General features: G+C 72.6%; 20 protein-coding genes. 4 read left to right on the top strand and 16 right to left on the bottom strand.

Features of this window, described 5'->3' with window-relative positions; translation table 11 throughout:
• Nucleotides 1-91 precede the first annotated feature (91 nt).
• Nucleotides 92-520: a winged helix-turn-helix transcriptional regulator gene (locus ACZ56E_RS21860; RefSeq protein WP_471216381.1), complete on the bottom strand. Its 429-nt coding sequence runs from the start codon at nt 518-520 to the stop codon at nt 92-94.
• A 141-nt stretch (nt 521-661) separates the two neighbouring features.
• On the opposite strand from ACZ56E_RS21860, the gene ACZ56E_RS21855 reads away from it, so the two are divergent.
• Nucleotides 662-1,474 carry an NAD(P)H-binding protein gene (locus ACZ56E_RS21855; protein ID WP_471216379.1) on the top strand — a complete coding sequence of 271 codons (813 nt, stop codon included), beginning with the start codon at nt 662-664 and terminating at the stop codon, nt 1,472-1,474.
• Between the two features lie 86 nt (nt 1,475-1,560).
• Here ACZ56E_RS21855 and ACZ56E_RS21850 read toward each other — a convergent pair whose 3' ends face one another.
• The 5 genes from ACZ56E_RS21850 to rpe all read right to left on the bottom strand — a co-directional run bounded on the left by ACZ56E_RS21850 (nt 1,561) and on the right by rpe (nt 5,902).
• Entirely contained in the window at nt 1,561-3,003 is a 1,443-nt protein-coding gene (locus tag ACZ56E_RS21850) for a GuaB1 family IMP dehydrogenase-related protein (RefSeq protein WP_471216378.1), read from the bottom strand.
• 174 nt (nt 3,004-3,177) lie between these two features.
• Nucleotides 3,178-3,600: a barstar family protein gene (locus tag ACZ56E_RS21845; RefSeq protein ID WP_471216376.1), complete on the bottom strand. Its 423-nt coding sequence runs from the start codon at nt 3,598-3,600 to the stop codon at nt 3,178-3,180.
• Complete coding sequence (locus ACZ56E_RS21840; protein ID WP_471216374.1) at nt 3,600-3,986, bottom strand: guanyl-specific ribonuclease; 387 nt, start codon at nt 3,984-3,986, stop codon at nt 3,600-3,602. The genes ACZ56E_RS21845 and ACZ56E_RS21840 overlap by 1 nt, the downstream gene beginning before the upstream one ends.
• A 98-nt stretch (nt 3,987-4,084) precedes the next feature.
• Nucleotides 4,085-5,137: a sugar-binding transcriptional regulator gene (locus ACZ56E_RS21835; protein ID WP_150165561.1), complete on the bottom strand. Its 1,053-nt coding sequence runs from the start codon at nt 5,135-5,137 to the stop codon at nt 4,085-4,087.
• 78 nt (nt 5,138-5,215) lie between these two features.
• A complete protein-coding gene (gene rpe / locus ACZ56E_RS21830) occupies nt 5,216-5,902 on the bottom strand; it encodes a ribulose-phosphate 3-epimerase (RefSeq protein ID WP_468612920.1) in 687 nt (228 codons plus the stop codon).
• Between the two features lie 134 nt (nt 5,903-6,036).
• On the opposite strand from rpe, the gene ACZ56E_RS21825 reads away from it, so the two are divergent.
• Both ACZ56E_RS21825 and ACZ56E_RS21820 read left to right on the top strand, forming a co-directional pair.
• Entirely contained in the window at nt 6,037-8,202 is a 2,166-nt protein-coding gene (locus ACZ56E_RS21825; RefSeq protein ID WP_471216372.1) for an MMPL family transporter, read from the top strand.
• A gap of 110 nt (nt 8,203-8,312) precedes the next feature.
• Nucleotides 8,313-10,946 carry an ATP-binding protein gene (locus tag ACZ56E_RS21820; protein WP_471216370.1) on the top strand — a complete coding sequence of 878 codons (2,634 nt, stop codon included), beginning with the start codon at nt 8,313-8,315 and terminating at the stop codon, nt 10,944-10,946.
• A 4-nt stretch (nt 10,947-10,950) separates the two neighbouring features.
• Here ACZ56E_RS21820 and ACZ56E_RS21815 read toward each other — a convergent pair whose 3' ends face one another.
• Nucleotides 10,951-12,450 (bottom strand): RsmB/NOP family class I SAM-dependent RNA methyltransferase, encoded by a 1,500-nt coding sequence (locus ACZ56E_RS21815; RefSeq protein WP_471216369.1) that lies wholly within the window; start codon nt 12,448-12,450, stop codon nt 10,951-10,953.
• Nucleotides 12,451-12,484: 34 nt separating this feature from the next.
• Nucleotides 12,485-13,429 (bottom strand): methionyl-tRNA formyltransferase, encoded by a 945-nt coding sequence (gene fmt / locus ACZ56E_RS21810; RefSeq protein WP_471216367.1) that lies wholly within the window; start codon nt 13,427-13,429, stop codon nt 12,485-12,487.
• 296 nt (nt 13,430-13,725) lie between these two features.
• On the opposite strand from fmt, the gene ACZ56E_RS21805 reads away from it, so the two are divergent.
• Complete coding sequence (locus ACZ56E_RS21805) at nt 13,726-14,304, top strand: hypothetical protein (protein ID WP_468611545.1); 579 nt, start codon at nt 13,726-13,728, stop codon at nt 14,302-14,304.
• A 120-nt stretch (nt 14,305-14,424) separates the two neighbouring features.
• On the opposite strand, the gene ACZ56E_RS21800 is transcribed toward ACZ56E_RS21805, so the two are convergent.
• From ACZ56E_RS21800 to ACZ56E_RS21765, 8 genes are all read right to left on the bottom strand, one after another.
• A complete protein-coding gene (locus ACZ56E_RS21800) occupies nt 14,425-16,611 on the bottom strand; it encodes a primosomal protein N' (protein ID WP_471216365.1) in 2,187 nt (728 codons plus the stop codon).
• Between the two features lie 100 nt (nt 16,612-16,711).
• Nucleotides 16,712-17,920 (bottom strand): methionine adenosyltransferase, encoded by a 1,209-nt coding sequence (gene metK / locus ACZ56E_RS21795; RefSeq protein WP_055564207.1) that lies wholly within the window; start codon nt 17,918-17,920, stop codon nt 16,712-16,714.
• 326 nt (nt 17,921-18,246) lie between these two features.
• Nucleotides 18,247-19,452, bottom strand: coding sequence for a bifunctional phosphopantothenoylcysteine decarboxylase/phosphopantothenate--cysteine ligase CoaBC (gene coaBC, locus ACZ56E_RS21790; protein ID WP_468611547.1), 1,206 nt, complete (start codon nt 19,450-19,452; stop codon nt 18,247-18,249).
• Nucleotides 19,453-19,574: 122 nt separating this feature from the next.
• Nucleotides 19,575-19,847 carry a DNA-directed RNA polymerase subunit omega gene (rpoZ, locus tag ACZ56E_RS21785; RefSeq protein ID WP_005319902.1) on the bottom strand — a complete coding sequence of 91 codons (273 nt, stop codon included), beginning with the start codon at nt 19,845-19,847 and terminating at the stop codon, nt 19,575-19,577.
• A gap of 52 nt (nt 19,848-19,899) precedes the next feature.
• Nucleotides 19,900-20,493 (bottom strand): guanylate kinase, encoded by a 594-nt coding sequence (gene gmk / locus ACZ56E_RS21780; protein WP_468611548.1) that lies wholly within the window; start codon nt 20,491-20,493, stop codon nt 19,900-19,902.
• 38 nt (nt 20,494-20,531) lie between these two features.
• Nucleotides 20,532-20,858 carry an integration host factor gene (locus tag ACZ56E_RS21775; protein WP_055564204.1) on the bottom strand — a complete coding sequence of 109 codons (327 nt, stop codon included), beginning with the start codon at nt 20,856-20,858 and terminating at the stop codon, nt 20,532-20,534.
• A gap of 223 nt (nt 20,859-21,081) precedes the next feature.
• On the bottom strand, nt 21,082-21,927 hold the full coding sequence (gene pyrF, locus ACZ56E_RS21770; protein ID WP_471216362.1) for an orotidine-5'-phosphate decarboxylase: 846 nt from the start codon (nt 21,925-21,927) through the stop codon (nt 21,082-21,084).
• Nucleotides 21,924-23,039 (bottom strand): quinone-dependent dihydroorotate dehydrogenase, encoded by a 1,116-nt coding sequence (locus ACZ56E_RS21765; RefSeq protein WP_471216360.1) that lies wholly within the window; start codon nt 23,037-23,039, stop codon nt 21,924-21,926. The genes pyrF and ACZ56E_RS21765 overlap by 4 nt, the downstream gene beginning before the upstream one ends.
• Nucleotides 23,040-23,041 lie beyond the last annotated feature (2 nt).

The following is a 23,041-nucleotide window of genomic DNA, read 5'->3' as shown; positions in this document are numbered from 1 at the left end:
TCATGACCCGCCGCCTCACCGGCGAAAGCACCCTGAACTGGCGCGGAACCTAACCCGGGATCAAACACACCTCACAGGGCGAAACACTCAGTCAGCCCCGGGCCGCTTGGTCGTAGGCCTCGCGGGCGGCGGCGATGGCGGGCCGGTGGTCGATGGACCAGTCGGCGAGCGCCTTGACGAGGTGGGTGAGACTGTGGCCCATCGCCGTCAGCTCGTACTCGACCTGCGGCGGAATCGTCGGATACACGGTCCGCTCGACCAGGCCGTCGCGCTCCAGGCGGCGCACGGTGAGGGTGAGCATGCGCTGCGAGATGCCGCCGTGGATCCGGCGCTGGAGCTCCTTGAACCGCAGGACGCCCGAAGCGAGTTCGACCACCACATACACGGACCACTTGTCGCCGAGCCGGTCGAGGACGTCCCGCACCCCGCACTCGTCCTGCGGGGTCTCGCAGCTGATGACGGGCTCGACGGGGGCCGAGCCGCCCTGCGGGGTGGTTACCGCCGTGTGCCCTGCTGACATGAAAGTGCCTCCTTATGCGCCCGCGTCACGCGGTTCACCATGGTCACAGGCCCGGTGGCCCGGTTCCTGGCGGTCACAGGCCCGGCCACCCGGCCCCGCCCGGACAGCGGGCACAACCACTCACCACGGGGGAACCTTCCCATGCTCATGATCACCGGCGCCACGGGCGCACTCGGCTCGCTCATCACCGCCCGCGTCGCGGACCGCGACGACGTCGTCATCGGCAGCCGCAGCCCCGCGCCCGGCGGGCGCCGCGTCGACTTCGACGATCCGGCGTCGCTGGACTTCACCGATGTCGACACCCTGCTCGTCATCTCCGCGGGCGCCGCCGAGGACGACATCGTCGTCGCCCGCCACGAAGCCGTGATCTCCGCCGCCGAGAAGGCGGGCGTCGGCCACCTCGTCTACACCAGCCTCAGCGGCGACGGCGACCATCTGACGTACGCGCTCGCCCACCGCTGGACCGAGCGCAGACTGCGCGGCTCCTCGCTGCACTGGACGGTGCTGCGCAACGGCCTGTACGCGGAGTTCCTCGCCGCCGTCGCGGCGCCGGGGCCCGACGGGACCATCGCCGCACCCCTGGGAGCGGGCCGCCTCGCCGCCGTGGCGCGCGAGGACCTGGCCGAGGTCGCGGTGCGGGTGGCGACGGACCCGGCCGCCCACCGGGGCCGCACCTACGAACTGGTCGGCGAGCACGCCCTGGGCGGCGCCGATCTTGCCGCCGCGGTCGGCGGCTCGTACGAACCGGGCACGCTCGCCGCGACCCGCGAGGCACTCATCGCCGCCGGTCAGGCGCTGCCCTTCCAGGTGCCGATGCTCATGAGCACGTACGCGGCGACAGCGGGCGGCTTCCTGGACGGCACAGGGGTCGAGGACCGGGGCGCGCTCCGCACCCTGCTGGGCCGAGCGCCCCGCCCGGCCATCGAGGCGTACAAGGCAGCGGTACGGGGCTGACCCGAGGCACCCCTCACGGGCGCGGGGAACCGCGCGACCAGCCGCGGTCGACCCGCGGCCGGAGGGCACAGCTCCCCGCGAAGCGCCTAGCTCCAGCTGGCGTGGAGCGGCTTGCCCTCCGCGTAGCCCGCGGCGCTCTGCACACCGACGGTGGCCCGCTCGGCGAACTCCTCCAAGGACGCCGCACCCGCGTAGGTGCAGGAGGAGCGGACGCCCGCGATGATCGAGTCGATCAGGTCCTCGACGCCCGGACGGGTCGGGTCGAGGAACATGCGGGAGGTCGAGATGCCCTCCTCGAAGAGCGCCTTGCGGGCACGGTCGTACGCGGACTCCTCGGACGTGCGGTTGCGCACCGCACGGGCGGAGGCCATGCCGAAGGACTCCTTGTACGCACGGCCCTGGGCGTCGTGCTGGAGGTCGCCCGGGGACTCGTACGTCCCCGCGAACCAGGAGCCGATCATGACGTTCGACGCGCCGGCGGCGAGCGCCATGGCGACGTCGCGCGGGTGGCGGACACCGCCGTCGGCCCAGACGTGCTTGCCGAACTTCTTGGCCTCGGCGGCGCATTCGAGCACCGCGGAGAACTGCGGGCGGCCGACGCCGGTCATCATGCGCGTGGTGCACATGGCGCCGGGACCGACACCCACCTTGATGATGTCGGCGCCGGCCTCGATGAGGTCGCGCACACCCTCGGCGGCGACGATGTTGCCCGCGACGATCGGCACCTGCGGGTCGAGCGCGCGCACGGCCCTGACCGCGGAGATCATCGACTCCTGGTGGCCGTGCGCGGTGTCCACGACGAGCGTGTCGACGCCCGCGTCGAGGAGCTGCTTGGCCTTGCCCGCCACGTCGCCGTTGATGCCGACGGCGGCGGCGATGCGCAGGCCGCCCTTGGCGTCGACCGCGGGGGTGTAGAGCGTCGCGCGGAGGGCGCCCGTGCGGGTGAGGATGCCCGCGAGGCGGCCGTCCTTGTCCACGGCCGGGGCGTACCGGCGGTTGGCGTGGTCCAGCTTGTTGAAGGCGTCGCGCGGGTCGATGTCGGCGTCCAGGAGCAGCAGGTCCCTGGACATGACCTCGGAGAGCTGCGTGAAGCGGTCGACGCCGCTCAGGTCGGTGTCCGTGACGACGCCGATGGGCTTCTGGTCGGCGTCGACGACGACGCCCGCGTTGTGCGCGCGCTTGGGCAGGAGGGCCAGCGCGTCGGCGACGGTCTGCGACGGGGCCAGGACGATCGGGGTGTCCAGGACGTGGTGGCGCGTCTTGACCCAGGAGATGACGTCGGTGACGACCTCCATCGGGATGTCCTGCGGAATGACGACGAGGCCGCCGCGGCGGGCGACGGTCTCGGCCATGCGCCGGCCGGCGATCGCGGTCATGTTGGCGACGACCAGCGGGATCGTGGTGCCGGTGCCGTCGGGCGAGGAGAGGTCCACGGCCTGGCGGGAGCCGACGGCGGAGCGCCTCGGGACCATGAAGACGTCGTCGTACGTCAGGTCGTACGCAGGCTGGATGTCATTGAGGAAGCGCACGTGCTGCTCATCCCAGTCGATCAGAGGTGGCCCCCGGACAGTTAGGCCGAGGGAAAAGCACGTACTTCATTCTCCCATGCCGACCGGGATGTGCCGCCTGGGACGATCACCCAGGGGGGCCGTACGGGCGGTGGTCGGATCATCCAAGCCCCGGCCGGAAGCGGAACAGTCCGTTCAGGACTCGGCACGCTCTGTGTCGGCAGGGTCGGGGGCGGGTGCGGGGGCCGGTCCGAGCGCGAGGACGATCTCCAGACCGGTCTCCGCGTCCCGCCAGTGCTCGACGGCCGCGGAGAACACCTCCTGCGCGATCCGCCACTCCCCCGGCGCCCCCCGCGCGTACTCCTGCCACCCGGAGACGACGAGCAGCCGTCCCCGCGCGGCGGGCGCCCACGACAGGTCGGTGAGGCAGTCGGCGAGGGCGTCCCAGTTGTGCCCGAACCAGTCGGGCAGGCCGAGACCGCGGGCGCAGCGCTCCATGAACGCGGCCTTGTCCGTCACGCCCGCCAGGGAGAGCGTCGCGGTGGTCCAGCCCGCGCCGCGCGCCGCGTCGAGCACGGGGGCGAGGGGGTGGGATGAGCTGTCAGTACCGTCGGGCATTACCTCAGCACCGCCTTGAAGGACGCGTAGTGGTCGTCGGTGTAGTAGATCTCGCCCCCGCCGCCGGTGACGATCCGCCGGGCCCCGCGGTCGCGCTCACCGGGCGTGCGGACGGTGTACTCGCGGTAGTAACCGCGCTTCTCGCGCGGCAGCTCCCGCTCGAAGTTCCCGAAGACGGCGCCGTCCTTCTCGTACGGGAAGGGCCCCCCGTCATCGATGCGCCGCAGCGTGCGCCGCGCCTCGGCAGGCAGCCGGTCGGCCTGTACGGTCTCCATGCCGCGCGCCCAGCCGGGGACATCCCTCCCGGCATCCGACGAACACCCGCTCACCAGTACGACGAGACAGACCAGCACCGCCAACACGCGGGGCACAAACCGGTTCGCCATGCATCAGACCCTGCCATAGCGCCCCTTGAGGGGCGCGGGGCTGTGGCATATGCGGCTCCGCCGCGCGGGCGCGACCAGCCCCCACGGCCCGCAGAAACTCAGCTACCGTCCGGGTCCGCCCGATTGAGCGCGGGCCGAGGCGCAGCCCCGGCGACGAGCAGCTGATCGGCCGCCGCCGTGTCCGTCACCAGGCTGGTGACGAGCCCGGACCGCAACACCGCGTCGATGGCGGCAGCCTTCCGCTGCCCACCCGCGATGGCGACGACCTCAGGAATCCGTCGCAGCCGATCCGCTTCGACGGTGATGCACCGCTCCCCGAGGTCCCGCCCGACCCGACGCCCCTCGGCGTCGAACAGGTGCGCGGACATCTCGGCGGCCACGCCCAGCGAGGCGTAGTGCGCGCGCTCCTCGTCGCTGAGCATGTCGTGGACGGTGGAGATGCCCGGCTCCCAGGAGCCGATGGAGACGCAGGCGACCGTGACCTTGTCGAAGTACTCGAAGGCGCGGGCGATACCGGTCTGGTTGCGCAGCGCCGCCGCGGTCGCGGGGTCCGGGAGCAGCATCGGCGCGTAGATGGGGTGGGCCTCGCCGCCGGAGACCTGGGCGGCACGGCGGACGGCCTCGACGGAGCCGCGCTCCGCGGTACCCGCGTCGTACACCCCCGTCAGCTGCACGACCGTGCAGGGCGGCAGCTGGTCGAGCGCGGCCGCCATGTGGATCGTGGAGCGGCCCCAGGCAAGGCCGAGGACATCGCCCTCGTTGACGAGCTCGCCGAGCAGATCCGCCGCGACCTCGCCGAGGTTCTCGGGGTCGGGCGAGTCCTCGATCTCGTCGGTGGGCGCCGGGGACTCCACGACGACCGCGTGCCGCAGACCGTAGCGGGCGCGCAGCGCGTCCGAGCGCTCGGCGTCCAGTTCCGCTGGGACCCGGATCTCGATGCGCACGAGATCCCGCTCGAGGGCGGTCTCCAGGACCCGGGCCACCTTGAAGCGGCTGACGCCGAACTCCTCGGCGATCTGGATCTTGGACTTGCCCTCGAGGTAGAAGCGGCGGGCCATGGCCGCCGCCTGCACCAGCTCCGCGGGTCCCATCCGCATGGCTGACCGACCCGCCGACATGGCCGACACGGCGCTCTCCTCACTGCTGTTCACAAACTGGGTTCGCCGTTCATCCTTGCAGATCCGGCCTAGTCGATCAGCCCTGAGGGACTGCGTTCACGTTCCCGTGGCTCAGTGGTCGCACGCCCAGCCGCTTGACGCGGTCTTTGCCTGCGCTTGGGCGCGCAATGAACGTACCGCTTCCGCCGGATCCTTGGCGCCGTAGACGGCCGAGCCCGCGACGAAGACATCGGCGCCGGCCTCGGCGCAGCGCTCGATCGTCTCGGCCGAGACACCGCCGTCGACCTGCAGCCACATCTCCAGGCCGTGCTTGGCGATGAGCTCACGGGTGCGGCGGATCTTGGGCAGCATGATGTCCAGGAACGCCTGGCCGCCGAAGCCCGGCTCGACCGTCATGATCAGCAGCATGTCGAGCTCGGGGAGCAGGTCCTCGAACGGCTCGATGGGCGTCGCCGGCTTCAGTGCCATGGAGGCGCGGGCACCCTTGGCACGGATCTCGCGGGCGAGACGGACCGGCGCGGCGGCGGCCTCGGCGTGGAAGGTGACCGATCCGGCACCCGCCTCGACGTACTGCGGAGCCCAGCGATCGGCGTCCTCGATCATCAGGTGGCAGTCCAGAGGCGTGTCCGTCGCACGGGCCAGTGACTCTACGATCGGCACACCGAGCGTCAGGTTCGGGACGAAGTGGTTGTCCATCACGTCGACATGGAGCCAGTCGGCGCCTTCGACGGCCTTTGCCTCCTCGGCAAGACGGGCGAAGTCCGCGGACAGGATGCTGGGGTTGATCTGCACGGCCATGCCCCAAGCCTGCCATGCCCGGGGCCCGCCGCTGACCGCAGTCCACCGCATGGGCACAGCGGCTGCCGCGCGCGCCCGCCGAGTGCCATGCTGGACGGTCCGACGGCACCGCGCACGGCGAGCGGGGGGAAGCCATGGCGGACGAACGGCGGCAGGAGCGGCGCGGGGTCGCGTGGCTGGTGTGCGGGCGGCGCACCAAGTGGCTGGTGGTGCTGTTCTGGCTGCTGGTGCTGATCGTCGCCGCGCCGCTCGCCCAGAAGCTCACCGACGCCCAGGAGAACGACGCGGAGTCCTGGCTGCCCGGCTCCGCGGAATCGACCCAAGTCCTGGACGTCTCCGCCGACTTCAGGCCCGAGGTGATCCCGGTCGTCGTCGTGTACGCCCGCGAAGGCGGCCTCACCGCGGCGGACCGCGCACAGATCGCCGAGGACGTACGGCAGGCGAAGGCGCTGCGCGACCACGGGACCCGGGGCGCGGAGACCCGCGGCCCCGTCTACGACAAGAAGTCGGGCGCCGAGGCGGCCCAGGTCTTCGTCCCCGTCACCATGGACGCGGAGGGCTGGGAGCGCATCGGTCCGGCCGTCGACGCCGTCCGGGAGCGGGTCGGCGAAGGCGGCGGCGGGCTGGCCGTGCACGTCACCGGCCCTGGTGGCACGGCCGCCGACTCCGCAGAGGCCTTCGAGGGCATCGACTCGACGCTGCTGCTCGCGGCGGCGGGGATCGTCGTCGTGATCCTGCTGTTCACCTATCGCAGCCCGACGCTGCTCCTGGCGCCGCTGCTCGCCGTGATCACCGCGCTGTTCACGGCCCAGGCCTTCATCTATCTGCTCGCCGAGCACGCGGACCTCACCGTGAACGGCCAGAGCGCGGGCATTCTGACGGTGCTCGTGTTCGGCGCGGGGACCGACTACGCGCTGCTTCTTGTCGCTCGCTATCGCGAAGAACTGCGCCGCCACGAGGACCGCCACGAGGCGATGGCGCTCGCCCTGCACCGGGCCGGGCCCGCGGTCCTCGCGTCGGGCGCGACCGTCGTCCTGAGCATGCTGGTGCTGCTCGCCGCCGAGATGAACTCGACGAGCGGTCTCGGCCCGGTCGCCGCGATCGGCGTCGCCGTGGGGCTGCTCGCGATGCTGTCGCTCTTCCCGGCCCTCCTGGTGATCTTCGGCCGGTGGTTCTTCTGGCCGCTCGTCCCGCACGTCGGCTCCGCCGAACCGACCGAGCGCGGCGTGTGGGCCCGCACGGGCCGGCGCATCGACCGCCGCCCGCGGCTGATCTGGGGCGTCACGGCGGCGGCCCTCGCCCTGCTCTCGCTGGGGCTGCTGCAGCTGCGGGCCGAGGGGCTGAGCAACGCCGACGCGTTCACCGACAAGCCGGACTCGATCACCGGCCAGGAGGTGCAGGCGAGGTACTTCCCCGCGGGCTCCGGCGACCCGCTGGTCGTCGTGGCGGCCGCGGCGCGGGGCAACGAGGTCGCCGAGGCCGTCCGGGAGACCCGGGGCGTGGTGCCCGACAGCGTCGCCCGCCCACCGGGGGCCAAGGCCGAGCACGACGGCAAGGTGCTGTTCGAGGCGACGGCGACCGACCCGCCCGACAGCGCGGCCGCCAAGGAGACCGTGGAGCGGGTGCGCGACGCCGTCCACGCCGTCCCGGACGCGGACGCGCGGGTGGGCGGCGGCACGGCGGCCCTGCTCGACATGGACCGCGCCACGGCCCACGACAACAAGCTGATCATCCCGCTGGTCCTGGTCGTGGTCCTGCTGATCCTCGCCGTGCTGCTGCGCGCGGTGGTGGCCCCGCTCCTCCTGATCGCCACGGTGGTCCTGTCCTTCGCCACCGCGCTCGGCCTGAGCGCGCTCGCCTTCCGCCACCTCTTCGACTACGCGGGCGAGCCGACCGACTTCCCGCTCTTCGTCTTCGTGTTCCTGGTGGCGCTCGGCATCGACTACAACATCTTTCTGTCGACCCGCATCCGCGAGGAAGCGGGCCACCAGGGCACCCGCGCGGGCGTCCTGACGGGCCTCGCCGCGACCGGCGCGGTGATCACCTCGGCAGGCCTGGTCCTCGCAGGCACGTTCGCCGCACTCGGCACACTCCCGATGGTGGCCTTCACCGAGATCGGCTTCGCGGTGGCCCTCGGCGTCCTGCTCGACACGTTCGTCGTACGGTCGGTCCTGGTCACGTCACTGTTCCTGGACGTGGGGCCGAAGGTGTGGTGGCCCCACCCATTGGCGAGGCGTCCGGAACCGGCCGCTCCACCCTCGGACGCCACCATCCGGGCGCCCCAACTCCCGCACGACTAGAACCTGTTGAGGCAGATGGCGTCCTTCCACTGCCCCGGCGGGCGGCCGCGGCCTATCCTGCCGAAGGCAGCGGGGCAGGGTGACACGGGGGTGAGGCAGGTGGGCCGTCAGTGACGCCGGCACGCGGTCCGGAGCAGCCGGCCGTCCGTCAGAGCGCCTCCGCCGCCACGGGCGGAAGAAACCTCCAGGCAGGCCGCGACCTGACCGTCCACGAGGTGCACCACCACCGGGGGGCCACCGAGACGGCCGTCCTGGTGGAGCCCGTCCTGCCGACGGCGGAGACGGTGTCGGAGGTCTTCGTCGGCCGTGACGCCGAGGTGGACGCGGTGCTCGCGATCCTGGCCCCTGACACGGACACCTCCGGCATGGTCGTCGTCTCGGCGGTGGCCGGGCTCGCCGGCATCGGCAAGACGGCACTCGCCCGGGTGGGTGCCGCCGAGGCGGTCGCCCGGGGCTGGTTCCGTGGCGGCGCCGTCTTCGTGGACCTCAACGGCTACGCACCCGACCCGGACAACCGGATCCGCCCCCACCAGGTGTACACGCCCCTGCTCCACGCCCTGGGCCGGGAAGGCCCGCTCGACGCGGTCCCGCAGGGACAGGCGGCGCAGTACCACCGCTTCCTCGCGGACCTGGCCGCCAAGGACCGCCCGGTCCTGCTCGTCCTGGACAACGCCTCCACCACCGACCAGATCGCCGACCTGCTCCCCCGCTCCCGCAAGCACCGCGTGGTGGTGACCTCACGGCACACCCTGGCGGCGCGCGGCTCGCGCACCCTCGACCTCGGAACGCTCGCGTCGGGCGACTCGGCGTCCCTGATCGGCGACCAACTGGACCTCCTGTCGGCACAGGACACCCGTCTACGCGACGACCCGGAGGGCACGGGGCGCCTGTGCGAACTCTGCGGACACCTCCCCCTGGCCCTGCACATCGTCACGGCCCTGCTGGCCCGCGACCCCGGCCTCACACCGACCGAACTCGCCGACGACCTCGCGCGGGCCCGCCACAGGCTCGACCTCCTGAACGACGGAGAGCGAGCGGTACGCGCCGCGTTCGACCTCTCGTACCAACGCCTGACCGAGGACCAGGCGCGCCTCTTCCGCCTCCTGCCGATCAACCCCGGACCCCACTTCGGCGCCCTGACCGCAGCCCGCCTGCTGAACGTGGCCCCGCGCTACGCGAGGCCGCTCCTGCACGAGCTGGCCCGCGCCCATGTGATCGAACAGGCGGGCCCCGGCAGATGGCGCCAGCACGACCTGATCCGCGCGTACGCCATCGAACACCTCGGCAAGCACGGGGACAGCCAGGCGGAGCCCGCCGGACGGCTACTGAGCTCGTACGCGCGCGAGGGCGGGCGTGCCGGGGAAGTACTGCGCGCCGCCGGGCGCGACCGGTCCACGGACCCGGCCGCCGTCCGGCAGGCCCTTAACTGGTTCGACCAGGAGCAGCCCAATCTGCAGGCCGCGATCGCGATGGGCCTGACCTTCGGCGACACGGGCAACGTCCTGCCGATGCTGGAGGCACTGGTCAGGTACCACCGTTGGCTGCGGCAGACCACCGAGCTGATCGAGACCTGCCGCAAGGTCATGACGGTCGCCACGGGCGCCGAGGGCGACGAGAGGACGTCGTGGGTTCTGCTGGGTCTGGCCTGGACGCTGGGGGCGCTCGACGGTGAGCGGAGTGGACCGCCGGGGCGCGTGGGGCTCGATCACCTGCTCGATGTCGGCGCGACGCCTGCCGGCTCCGGTCGTCTCCCGCCGGAGCTGACGCTGTGGAACCTGCTGGGTGCCGTACGGAAGTACGCCGAGTCACCGCCGTCCGCGGACGGGCTCACCGCCGTCCCCCTGCTGCACGAGATCGCCCGTACGGCCGCCCTGACGGACACCGACAACACGACGGGCATACAAGCCCTCCTCACGGCTGTCCGCATCAGCGACCTCCACGGTGCCGCCCACCTGCTCACGCTGTCCTGGGCCCTGCTGGGTAGGGAACGGCTGCGCCTGGACCGTCGGCCCGCCGCCGAGAGGTCCCTCGGGCAGGCGTTCCGCTCTCTGGAGAAATCCTGCGATCCGCGATCCGCCGACTGGCGGGAGACGTGCGCCCTCGTGGTCTCCCTGGCGACCGACATCGCGACACCGTACGCGCAGCGGATCTCCGGCGAGGCGCGGGTGCTCGCGGGCAACCCCGACGACCTCGCGGCGTCTCGGGACGCCCTGGGCACCGCACGCTACGAAGCGGAGGACTATCCGGCGGCGGTCGCGCATCACCAGCACGCCCTGCGGCTCCGCGAGCAGCATCGGGCGGATGACCGGGAGGCCATCGGCCACACGCTCGTCAAGTTGTCCCTGGCCCACTTCGGCGTCGGCGACCAGCGGGCAGCGGCCGCCGCGGCCGAACGCGCCGTCGGCATCCTCGACGAGGAGGGCGTGGAGCAGGCCGCGGCGCGCGCCCGCGAGCTGCTCGTCTACGCCCTGCTCGGTCTGCGCCGCGCCGAGGAGGCCGTCACCGTCGCCCACCGGGCGGAACAACGGGCGAGCACCGCCGGCGACGTGAACGCCCACCTCTCCGCGACCCTGCTCCACGCACTGGCCCTGCGCGACGCCGGCCGCCGCAGCCCCTCGTACCAGGTCACACGCCGCGCACTGCGCCTGGCCCGGGCCCAGCAGGACCCGGACCTCTACGCCTACACCCGCGCCTGGCTGCGCAGAGAAGGCCTGCCGACCCCGGAACTCGGCAGCACGGACTGACCCGTCAGGCGGTCCGTCGGATCAGCGCCAGATACATCGCGTCCGTCCCGTGCAGATGCGGCCACAACTGCACGTCGGGCCCGTCCCCCAGCGCCGGGACGCCCGGCAGCAGCGGCCGTGCGTCGATGAGTTCGGCGCCGCCGGTCTGCTTGAGCACGTCGTCCACGACGGCCCGTGTCTCGGCGAGGTGCGGCGAGCACGTGGCGTATCCGACGATGCCGCCGACGCGGACGGACTCCAACGCCGTGCGCAGCAGGCCGCGTTGGAGCGGTGCGAAGCCGTCGAGGTCCTGCGGGCGGCGGCGCCAGCGGGCCTCGGGGCGGCGGCGCAGCGCGCCGAGTCCCGTGCACGGCACGTCCATCAGGACGCGGTCGAAGGTGCCGGGCCGCCACGGCGGACGGGTTCCGTCGGCCGCGATGACCTGGTAGGGGCCGGGGTTGCCGGCGAGCGCCTGCGCGACGAGACCGGCCCGGTGCGGCTGCTTCTCGGCGGCGAGCAGCGCGGCACCGCGCCCGGCGGCGAGCCCGGCGAGCATGGCCGCCTTGCCGCCGGGGCCCGCGCAGCCGTCGAGCCACTTCTCGTCGGGGCCGTCGAGCGGCGCGTTCGCCAGCGCGAGCGCGACCAGCTGGCTGCCCTCGTCCTGCACGCCCGCGCGCCCCTCGCGGACCGCCTCGAGCGAGCCCGGCTCGCCGCCCTCGCTGAGCCGCACGGCATACGGCGACCAGCGCCCCGGCAGCGCGGAGTCCTCGCCGACGGAGTCGAGGAGGTCGTCGGCGGTGGTACGCCCCGGCCGCGCCACGAGCGTCACCTCGGGCCGTTCGTTGTCCGCCTCCAGCAGGTCCTCGATGCCGGCGCGGCCGCCGCCGAGCGCATCCCACAGCGCCGAGACGACCCAGCGGGGGTGCGAGTGGACGACGGCGAGATGCTCCTCGGCGTCCTCGTCGTAGGGCGGCGCGACCTTCTCCACCCAGGCGTCGAGGTCGTGCTGCGCGACCTTGCGCAGCACGGCGTTGACGAACTTGGCCCGCCCGTCGCCGAGCACGACGCGCGCCAGCTCCACGGAGGCGGAGACGGCGGCGTGCGTCGGGATGCGCGTGCCGAGCAGCTGGTGCACGCCGAGGTTGAGCACGTCGAGGACCGGCGGGTCGACCTCGCGCAGCGGCCGGTCGATGCAGGCCGCCACGATCGCGTCGTACGTCCCCTGCCTGCGCAGCGTGCCGTAGACCAGCTCGGTGGCGAGCGCCGCGTCGCGCGCGTCGAAGTTCTCGTCCTTCTCCCTGGCCTTGCGCAGCAGGGGCGGCAGGACGAGGTTCGCGTAGGCGTCGCGCTCGTCCACGGCCCGCAGCGCCTCGAAGGCGAGGATGCGGACCGGGTCCTTCTGCGGACGGCGGTAGGGCTTGCCCTGCTTGCCGGGCTTCCCCTGCTTGCCGGGATTTCCCTGCTTTCCGGACTGGCCCGGCTTGCCTGCCGGGTTGCGGGGTCGCCGGTTCGGCTGGTCGTTCACAAGGTGCTCCGCTGCTGGTGTGGGTCGAACCCACCTAGCCTACGTCGCCCGCGCCCACCCGCTCGCCGGAGGCGATCCGCACCCCGCGCGCCCAGTCCGCGCCGCGCATCGGCTTCTTGCCCTGCGGCTGGACCCAGAGCAGCTCGACGGCGTGCGATCCGGAGCCCACGTACACGTTGTTCTTGGCGGCCGACAGCTCACCGGGCGCGAGGTCCGTGCGGTCGTGGACCAGCGCGGCCTGGATGATCTTCAGCCGCTCGCCGCGGAACACGGTCCAGGCGCCGGGCGCGGGGGTGCAGCCGCGGACGACCCGGTCCACCCGCAGCGCGGGCGCCGCCCAGTCGACCTGCGCGTCCTCGACCGTGATCTTGGGGGCGAGGGTGACGCCGTCGGCGGGCTGCGGCACCGCCTTCAGGCTGCCGTCCTCGATGCCGTCCATGGTCGCGACGAGCAGCCCCGAGCCCGCGAAGGCGAGCCGGGTGAGCAGGTCGCCGCTGGTGTCGGTGGGCCGCACCTCCTCGGTGACCGTCCCGTACACCGGACCGGAGTCGAGGCCCTGCTCGATCAGGAAGGTGGAGGCGCCGGTGATCTCGTCGCCCGCCATCACCGCGTGCTGCACCGGCGCGGCGCCGCGCCAGGCCGGCAGCAGCGAGAAGTGCAGGTTGACCCAGCCGCGGGCCGGGACGTCCAGGGCGGCCTTGGGCAGCAGCGCGCCATAGGCGACGACGGGGCAGCAGTCGGGGCCGATCTCGCGCAGCCGCGCCAGGAAGTCCTCGTCGCGCGGCTTCGCGGGCTTGAGCACCTCGATGCCGGCCTCCTCCGCGCGCTCCGCGACCGGGCTCGCCACCAGCCTGCGGCCCCGGCCCGCGGGCGCGTCCGGGCGGGTCACGACGGCGGCCACCTCGTGCCGGTCGGAGGCGATCAGGGCGTCCAGGGCGGGGACGGCGACCTCGGGAGTGCCTGCGAAGACGAGCTTCACTGGTGGGTACCTCGGATCTCTGGTCAAGGGTGGGGCGACGGCAGCGCACCAGTCTATGGGCCGCCCCGGGAACCCGCCCCGGGCGGCCATCCGGAGGGCCGCGGTCGGGGTCCTCGGTCGAGGACCGGGGTTGACGCCCTTGGGGGCGTACGAAGCGGCGCGCGCCCCGTGCATATGCGCATACGCCCCTGCACCGTGACCCCACACGAGCTAGCGCGTTGGTCAAGAAAGAGTTGACCACAACGGGCCACCGATGCGGCCCGATCCTTTTCAACGCCGGTTCGAGAGGCTTGTTCATGGCCGACCACGCAACCCACGACGCCCAGGCACGGGCCAGCCTGCACCTTCTGGTGCGGGACATCGAGCGGGTCCGCCGGCAGGTGGATGCACTGCGCACCCTGACCGCCCAGCTCGGCAACGTCTACCGCCCGCGCCGCTCCAGCCCCTCCGCGGGCTTCGTCGTGTACGGGCGGGCTCCCGCCCCGACCGTCCGCCTCGCCCAGGAATTGCGGGACAGTGTCGAGACGCTGGTCACCGCGGCGGTGGACTTCGACCGTTCGCTCGGCTTCTCGTGGGACGCGGTGGGCTCAGCCCTCGGCGTCACCAAGCAGGCGGTCCACCGCCGGTACGGCGCGCGCCGGGCCACCACGCAGGCGGCGGCCGAGGCGGAGCGCGCCGCGGAGGCCCCGGCTCCGGCCGTGACGTCCACAGTGACGTCGACATCCACCGTCACGGCCACGCGCCCGCTCCCCGTCGGCGTCCCGCTGCCGTCCGTCCCCGCCGCCCGCGCGATGCCGACCCAGCCCACCGCGGGCAGCCCCACCCTCCGCGACGAGCCCAGGCCGAACGCCTTCCCCGGCCCCCGCAACGGCTGACCCACCCCAACCGCTGCCCCCTCGCGCCTCCGCCAAGACCGAGGGGGCAGCTCCACATCACCACGCACCGCACGGCGGCCACGCGCCCGCACGCACACGCGCGTGGCGCCCCCACACGGCTCAGCCGATGTCCAACGGATCCACCCGAACCCGCACCGCCTCGCCCCCCGCCTCCCGAGCCCCCTTGGCCCCCCGGGCCATCCGCGCGGCCTGTGCCACCTTCAAGGAGGTGGCGAGAGCGGAACCGCTGCCCGGCGGGACCCGGATCAGCACCCGCTCCCACGCCTCTCCGGCAGGCGCACCCGCGCCCGCACCCCGCCGCGAACCCCCGGAGCCGGCGGCGGGACCCCCGCCCCACATCGGAACAGGCCCCAACACCACCGCGTCCGGCGGCAGTTCGGCGGCGGAGAGGAAATCCGCGAGCGCCTCGGGCGGTCCGGACACCGCCGCCATCCGTGACACCGGCGGAAACCCGAGCTCGGCCCGCTCGGCGAGCTCCCGCACCGCGTGCCCCACGGGATCCCACCGCACCAGCGCCTGCACGGGCCGCAGCGTCGGCTCGGCGACCACCACCACCGTGCCGCCCGCGCCCTGCGGCCGGACGAGCGAGGAGGCCCCGATCCACCGGCGCAACGCGTCCTCCCCCGCCCGCAGATCGGGCCGCCCGAGCATCGCCCACCCGTCGAGCAGCAGCGCGGCGGCATAACCGCCCTCGGCGACCGGCTCCGCTCCCGGCGTACTGACCACGAGCGCCGGCACGTCCGGCACCGTGTCGAGGACCTGCTCCCGGCCCGACGTCCGCACCGGCACCGCGGGAAACGCCCGCCCCAGCTCCTCGGCGGTCCGGCGCGCCCCGACGACCTGCGCCCGCAGCCGGAAGGCGCCACAGGCCTCGCAGTGCCAGGCGGCTTCCTCCACCCCGCACCAGCCGCACCGCAGGGCGGCCCCGCTCTCCTGCGCCTCCAGCGGTCCGGCACACCGTCGACAGCGCGCGGGCTCACGGCACCGCTCGCAGGCGAGCCGCGGCACATAGCCACGCCGGGGCACCTGCACCAGAACGGGACCGTGCTTCAGCCCCTCCCGCGCGACCCGCCACGCCAGCGAAGGCAGCCGCGCGGCCCGCGCCGCCTCGTCCCGCGCCAGGTCTCCGTCGCCCACGGTCCGCACGAGCGGGGCGGCCCCCCGCACCTGCTCGCGGTCGGCGACGAGCGGCGCGGCCCACCCGCTCTCGACGAGCTGCGCCGCCTCCACGGTGCAGCTCCAACTCCCCAGCAGGAAACCGCACTTGTCCCGCGTGGCCCGAAGCTCCAGAACCTCCCGCACATGCGGAAAGGGCGCACGGTCGTCGCTGTGGCTGGAGTCCCCGTCGTCCCAGACGACGACCAGACCCAAGTCCCGGACCGGCGCGAACATGGCGGCCCGGGTGCCGACGACGGCCCGCACGGCCCCGCGCCGCACGGAGAGCCACTCCTGATACCGCCGCTCCTGCCCGGCGTCCGCGGTCAGCAGGGCGTGCTGCCCCGCACCGAGCAGCTCGGTCAGCGCGGCGTCCACGCGCGCGGCGGGCCGCCCGGTCGGTACGACGACGAGCGCGCCGCGCCCCGAGGCCAGCGTGGCCTGCACGGCACGGGCGATCTCCTCCGCCCACTGCGGCCCAGGCAGAGCGGTCCACACGGCACGCGGCGCACCTCCCGTGGCCAGCGCCCGCAGAAATTCGGGCCCGTGCCCATACCGCCCCCAGCTCCCCGCTTCGGGCGCGGTCGGCGGAGCCGGCGGCTCGGGCGACACCCGCGACTCGGCCCGCGCGTGCCGCGGCGGAACCGCCAGCTGCAGCACATCGGCCAGGCTGCCCGCATACCGGTCGGCGACGGCCCGGGCCAGCTCGAGCAGCTCCGGAGAGAGCACGGGCTCGGGCGACACGACCTGCGCCAGAGCGGCCAGCGGCCCCGTGTACTCGGACTCGGCGCACCGCTCGACGATGAACCCGTCGATCAGCCCGCCGCCCTCGCGCCGCCCGTCCCGCACATTCCGCGACCCGGCCCCGAACCGGACCCGCACCCGCACCCCGGGCTGCGCCTCGGCGTCGAGCTCCTCGGGCACGGCGTAGTCGAAGTACCGGTCGAGATGCAGCACGCCCTTGTCGACGAGCACCCGCGCGACCGGCAACTCCTTGGCCAGCGCGGCCCCCCGCCACGTCCGCGGCTTGGCCCGCGGCACCTTGGCCCTGCGCACCGACTCCCGAATGAGCGCAAGCTGCTCCGGCTCCTCGTCTCCCCCCACCCCGGACCCTTCGTTCTCCCTGCTCACAGCTGCATTCCTACCAGACCCCACTGACACGCCCGGAAAACGCCGAGGCCCGGCACCCCCGCAGGGGTACCGGGCCTCGCCGAGCCTGGAAGTGCCGGGACTAGAGCCCCGCCGCCTTCCGCAGCGCGTCCACACGGTCCGTGCGCTCCCACGTGAAGTCGGGGATCGCCCGGCCGAAGTGGCCGTACGCGGCGGTCTGCGAGTAGATCGGGCGGAGCAGGTCGAGGTCGCGGATGATCGCGGCCGGGCGGAGGTCGAAGACCTCGCCGATGGCCGTCTCGATCTTGTCCGTGTCGATCGTGGCCGTGCCGAAGGTCTCGACGAAGAGACCGACCGGCTCGGCCTTGCCGATGGCGTACGCGACCTGGACCTCGCAGCGGGCCGCGAGGCCGGCCGCGACGACGTTCTTGGCGACCCAGCGCATCGCGTACGCCGCCGAGCGGTCCACCTTGGACGGGTCCTTGCCGGAGAAGGCACCGCCGCCGTGGCGGGCCATGCCGCCGTACGTGTCGATGATGATCTTGCGGCCGGTGAGGCCGGCGTCACCCATCGGGCCGCCGATCTCGAAGCGCCCCGTGGGGTTGACCAGCAGGCGGTAACCCTCGGTCTCCAGCTTGATGCCGTCCTCGAGGAGGGCCTTCAGCTCGGGCTCGACCACGAATTCCCGGATGTCGGGAGCGAGGAGCGAGTCCAGGTCGATGTCGCTCGCGTGCTGCGAGGAGACCACGACCGTGTCGAGGCGGACGGCCTTGTCGCCGTCGTACTCGATGGTGACCTGGGTCTTGCCGTCGGGGCGCAGGTAGGGAATCGTCCCGTTCTTGCGCACCTCGGAGAGGCGGCGCGAGAGACGGTGCGCGAGGTGGATCGGGAGCGGCATGAGCTCCGGGGTCTCGTCGCAGGCGTAGCCGAACATCAGGCCCTGGTCGCCCGCGCCCTGCTTGTCGAGCTCGTCCTCGTCGCCCTCGACACGCTTCTCGTACGCCGTGTCGACGCCCTGCGCGATGTCGGGGGACTGCGAGCCGATGGACACCGAGACGCCACAGGAGGCGCCGTCGAAGCCCTTCTTCGAGGAGTCGTAGCCGATCTCGAGGATCTTGTCGCGCACGAGCTGCGCGATCGGCGCGTACGCCTTCGTCGTGACCTCGCCGGCCACGTGGACGAGGCCGGTGGTGATCAGCGTCTCCACGGCGACGCGGGAGGTGGGGTCCTCCCGCAGAAGCGCGTCGAGAATGGTGTCGCTGATCTGGTCAGCGATCTTGTCGGGGTGACCCTCGGTCACAGACTCCGAGGTGAAGAGGCGCCGGGACACATCGCTCCCTGTGGTTGCAGCGGCTGCTGGCTGATCATGGGTGGACGGCCGGGAGCTGCGCCCGGCGTCGTCCGAGACCAGTTTATCGGTCACACTCGGCCGCCGGTCCACATGTCTCGCCACTTGGGAGGCCTGTGACCTGCGGCACTGTCTTGCGCGGTACGACGATCGTCCTCCTTCGGACGGTCTCGCGCCCGTTTTCCCCGGGTTTGAGGCGCCCGATGGGGCGAAGGTGACATTGAGCCCTGCCTGCGCAGACCTCGTCAAGAGAGGCGTCAGAATGTGGCCAAGTTCCGCCAAGAGGCGAAACGGGAATGCGAGAGCTGTCATCGCAGCCGCTGTGCGACCAGGTCCCAGACCGTGTCCGCGAGGGCTTCCTTGGGGCCGTGGGGCACCGGCGTCTCGCTGCCGTCGGCGCCGAGCACGACGGCTTCGTTCTCCTCGGAGCCGAATGTCTTGCGCTCGCCGACCTCGTTGACGACCAGCAGGTCGCAGCCCTTGCGGGCGAGCTTGGCGCGGCCGTTGGCCAGGACGTCGTCCGTCTCCGCGGCGAAGCCGACGATCACCTGGCCGGGGCGTGGCCTGTCCCCCGCGATCTCCGCGAGGATGTCGGGGTTGCGGACCAGGGCGATCGGCGCCGGTTCCTGGCCGTCCTTCTTCTTGATCTTCCCGGTCGCGTACGTCTCGGGGCGGAAGTCGGCCACGGCGGCCGCCATCACCACGGCGTCGGCGTCGGGCGCGGCCTTCAGGACGGCCTCGCGCAGCTGCACGGCGGTGCCGACCGGTACGACGTCCACGCCGGCCGGGTCGGGCAGCGCCGCGTTGGCCGCGACGAGCGTCACACGGGCGCCGCGCGCGGCCGCGCTGCGGGCGAGCGCGTAGCCCTGCTTGCCCGAGGAGCGGTTGCCGAGGAAGCGGACGGGGTCCAGGGGCTCGCGGGTGCCGCCCGCGCTCACGACGACGTGGCGGCCCGCGAGGTCCTGGGCCAGGTCGCCCCGGGCGAGGACGCGGCGTACGACTTCGAAGAGCTCGACGGGGTCGGGGAAGCGGCCCTTGCCGGTGTCGACACCGGTGAGGCGCCCGACGGCGGGCTCGACGACCAGCGCCCCGCGGCGGCGCAGCGTGGCCACGTTCTCCTGGGTGGCCGGGTGCTCCCACATCTCCGTGTGCATGGCCGGGGCGAAGACCACCGGACAGCGGGCGGTGAGGAGCGTGTTGGTGAGGAGGTCGTCGGCGAGACCGTGGGCCGCCTTGGCGAGCATGTCGGCGGTGGCGGGGGCGACGATCACGAGGTCGGCGTGCTGCCCGATGCGGACGTGCGGCACCTCGTGGACGTCGGACCAGACCTCGGTCGACACGGGGTTGCCGGACAGCGCGGACCAGGTCGCGGCGCCGACGAAGTGCAGCGCCGACTCGGTGGGCACGACGCGCACGTCGTGGCCCGACTCGGTCAGCCGCCGCAGCAGCTCGCACGCCTTGTAGGCGGCGATGCCACCGGTGACCCCCAGGACTACCTTCGGCTTCTCGGCCACTGCCTCTGTCTCCCCGCGCTCGGTGCGTACGACGCTCGGATGCGTACGACTCCATGACACACCACAGGCCCGGCAGCCGTGCTGCCGGGCCTGTGGTGAAAGAACCTGAGGGTACGGACCGCTTACTGGGCCGGGCCCTCGATGGCCTCGGACGTCAGCAGACCCGCGTTGATCTCGCGGAGCGCGATCGAGAGCGGCTTCTCGTGGACGTGCGTGTCCACGAGGGGGCCGACGTACTCCAGGAGGCCCTCACCGAGCTGCGAGTAGTACGCGTTGATCTGGCGCGCGCGCTTGGCGGCGTAGATCACGAGGCTGTACTTCGAGTCGGTGGCTTCGAGCAGCTCATCAATCGGCGGGTTGATGATGCCCTCGGGCGCGGTGATGGAAGAGGACACTCTTCGCCTTCCGATGGGGTCAAGACCAGAAGGGTCAAGACAGGGGTAAAGATCAAAGAACCTTCATCAAGGCTAGCAGCTCACGAGCCACGTCCTCGACTGAGGTGTTGACCAGGGTCGTGTCGAACTCGGCCTCCGCGGCCAGCTCCACCTTGGCGGCGCCGAGCCTGCGCTCGATCACCTCGGGCGCCTCGGTCCCGCGGCCGGTGAGCCGGCGGACCAGCTCGTCCCAGCTCGGCGGGGCGAGGAAGACCAGCTGTGCCTCGGGCATCGATTCGCGCACCAGGCGCGCGCCCTGCAGGTCGATCTCCAGGAGGACGGGCTCGCCGGCCTCCAAGCGCTCGAGCACGGCGTGCCGCGGCGTGCCGTAGCGGTTGCCGGCGAACTCGGCCCATTCGAGCAGTTCGCCGTTGGCGATGAGCTTGTCCATCTCCTCGTCGGAGACGAAGAAGTACTGGACACCGTGCTTCTCACCGGGCCGCGGCTTGCGGGTGGTGGCGGAGACCGAGAGCCAGACCTCGGGGTGTTCTTTGCGCATATGAGCGACGACCGTGCTCTTGCCGACCCCGGAGGGGCCGGAGAGCACGGTCAGCCGCGGACGTACGTCCGGGGGCGCGGGGGTCGTCCCCCGGGATGTTGCAGCCATGCAGCGATTATCCAGGTTCTCAGGAGTGCCTGAGAACATCAGCCCGCGGCACCGCCACCGAACTCTCGCTCGAGCGACGCGATCTGGTTGGAGCCGAGACCGCGCACACGGCGGCTCTCGGAGATGCCAAGACGCTCCATGATCTGCTTGGCGCGGACCTTGCCCACGCCAGGCAGGGACTCCAGGAGGGCGGAGACCTTCATCTTGCCGATGACATCGTTCTCCTGGCCCTGCTTGATGACCTCGTGGAGAGAGGCACCGGAGTGCTTGAGTCGATTCTTGACCTCGGCCCGCTCCCGGCGAGCCGCGGCGGCCTTTTCGAGCGCGGCTGCGCGCTGTTCAGGGGTAAGGGGCGGAAGAGCCACGCCTACGTCACCTCGGATGTCGAACTGTCGGATACGGACCGGTGAGGAACCTAGTCGCCCCACACCTGGTGAGCAACGTGCAACGCGCTTGCCCGTTCGCTCTCGTCGGAGACTAGCGGGCATGGCCGCTGGAGTCAGCGAGAACAGACGAAAAGTCCTGGTCAGCCTGCACCGAGCCGTACATATCGGGCATTTCTCCCCGGATTTGAGCCGGCGGTCGCTCTCAGGCCGCTCCGACCGCCGCCCTGATCTCGTCCGCGAAGCGCTCCGCGGAGTCGCGCAGGGCCGTGACATCGGGTCCGTGCCGCAGCACACCCCGGCTGACGTTGGGGACGACATTGCGCACGGCCGCGCCGAAGACACCGGGAAGATCGGCCGGCGTCGCGCCCTGCGCCCCGATGCCGGGGGCGAGCAGCGGGCCGTTGATCCCGAGGTCGTACGAGGACAGGTCGCCCAGCGTCGCCCCGACGACGGCCCCGAAGGACCCCAGGGGCGTCTGGCCGGCGTTCTCAGCGGCGAGGTGCCCGAGGACGGTGGCCGCGACGGTCCGCCCGTCCTCGCGCACCGCGTGCTGCACCTCGGCGCCCTCCGGGTTGGAGGTGAGGGCGAGCACGAAGAGCCCGGCGCCGTTCTCACGGGCGAGGTCGACGGCCGGCTTCAGGGAGCCGTAGCCGAGGTAGGGCGAGACCGTGAGCGCGTCGCTGAAGAGCGGCGAGTCCTTGTGCAGGAAGGTCTCGGCGTACGCGGCCATGGTCGAGCCGATGTCGCCGCGCTTGGCGTCCATGACGACCAGGGCGCCGGCCGCCCGCAGCTCCTCGACCGCCTTCTCCAGGACGGCGATGCCCCGCGAGCCGAAGCGCTCGAAGAAGGCGCTCTGCGGCTTGAAGACGGCGACGGTCCCGGCCAGCGCCTCGACGACGGTCCGCGTGAACCGCTCCAGGCCCGCGATGTCGTCGTTCAGGCCCCACGCGGTCAGCAGGGAGGCGTGCGGGTCGATGCCGACGCACAGGGGGCCGCGCTCGTCCATGGCGTGGCGCAGGCGCGTGCCGAAGGGCTCCAGGGGGCTCATGCGGTGACCTCGGGCTTCCTGACATCGGCGCCGACGGCGTCGGCGAGGGTGGCGTACGGGCTCGTCCGCAGGCGTGCGGCGAGGCCCTTGTGGATCGCGCGGCCCCAGAAGGGCCCTTCGTAGATGAAGGCGCTGTAGCCCTGCACAAGGGTGGCGCCCGCGAGGATGCGCTGCCAGGCGTCCTCGGCGTTCTCGATGCCGCCGACGCCCACGAGCGTGATCCGGTCGCCCACGCGCGCGTAGAGGCGGCGCAGGACCTCCAGGGAGCGCTCCTTGAGCGGCGCGCCCGAGAGGCCGCCGGTCTCTCCGTAGAGGGCGGGTTCGGATTTCAGACCGAGGCTCTCGCGCGCGATGGTGGTGTTCGTGGCGATGATGCCGTCCAGGCCGAGCTCGACGGCGAGGTCGGCGACCGCGTCGATGTCCTCGTCGGCCAGGTCCGGCGCGATCTTGACGAGCAGCGGGACGCGACGGCCCTCGACGCTGCGGTCCGCGGCCTCGCGGACGGCGGTCAGGAGGGGCCGCAGCGACTCGGTGGCCTGGAGGTTGCGCAGGCCCGGGGTGTTGGGCGAGGAGACATTCACCACGAGATAGTCGGCGTGGCGGGCGAGGCGCTCGGTCGACTTCACGTAGTCGGCGGCGGCCTCCTCCTCGGGGACGACCTTGGTCTTGCCGATGTTGACGCCCACGACGGTCTTGAAGACCGCCGTGCGGGCCGCCAGACGGGCCGCCACGGCCTCCGAGCCCTCGTTGTTGAAGCCCATGCGGTTGATCAGCGCGCGGTCCTGCACGAGGCGGAACAGCCGCTTCTTGGGGTTGCCGGGCTGCGGCTCGCCCGTGACGGTGCCGATCTCGATGTGATCGAAGCCGAGCATCGACATGCCGTCGATCGCCACGGCGTTCTTGTCGAAGCCCGCGGCGAGCCCGAAGGGGCCGTGCATCCGCAGCCCGAGGGCCTCGGTGCGCAGCTCCTTGTGGCGCGGCGCGAGGACGGCCGCGACGAAGGTGCGCAGCACGGGGACGCGGGCCGCGAGGCGGATCCAGCGGAAGGCCAGGTAGTGGGCCCGCTCCGGGTCCATGCGCTTGAAGACGAGGTTGAAGAAGAGCTTGTACATGA

The sequence above is a fragment of the Streptomyces sp. NPDC039480 genome (genome assembly GCF_055597165.1).
This window is presented reverse-complemented; position numbering and strand designations above follow the sequence as displayed.

Excerpts from the sequence above, each read along its gene's own strand:
- ACZ56E_RS21860 (WP_471216381.1), bottom strand. The coding sequence starts at position 520 with ATGTCAGCAGGGCACACGGCGGTAACCACCCCGCAGGGCGGCTCGGCC.
- ACZ56E_RS21855 (WP_471216379.1), top strand. The coding sequence starts at position 662 with ATGCTCATGATCACCGGCGCCACGGGCGCACTCGGCTCGCTCATCACC.
- ACZ56E_RS21845 (WP_471216376.1), bottom strand. The coding sequence starts at position 3,600 with ATGCCCGACGGTACTGACAGCTCATCCCACCCCCTCGCCCCCGTGCTC.
- ACZ56E_RS21840 (WP_471216374.1), bottom strand. The coding sequence starts at position 3,986 with ATGGCGAACCGGTTTGTGCCCCGCGTGTTGGCGGTGCTGGTCTGTCTC.
- rpe (WP_468612920.1), bottom strand. The coding sequence starts at position 5,902 with ATGGCCGTGCAGATCAACCCCAGCATCCTGTCCGCGGACTTCGCCCGT.
- ACZ56E_RS21825 (WP_471216372.1), top strand. The coding sequence starts at position 6,037 with ATGGCGGACGAACGGCGGCAGGAGCGGCGCGGGGTCGCGTGGCTGGTG.
- ACZ56E_RS21805 (WP_468611545.1), top strand. The coding sequence starts at position 13,726 with ATGGCCGACCACGCAACCCACGACGCCCAGGCACGGGCCAGCCTGCAC.
- gmk (WP_468611548.1), bottom strand. The coding sequence starts at position 20,493 with ATGGCTGCAACATCCCGGGGGACGACCCCCGCGCCCCCGGACGTACGT.
- pyrF (WP_471216362.1), bottom strand. The coding sequence starts at position 21,927 with ATGAGCCCCCTGGAGCCCTTCGGCACGCGCCTGCGCCACGCCATGGAC.
- ACZ56E_RS21765 (WP_471216360.1), bottom strand. The coding sequence starts at position 23,039 with ATGTACAAGCTCTTCTTCAACCTCGTCTTCAAGCGCATGGACCCGGAG.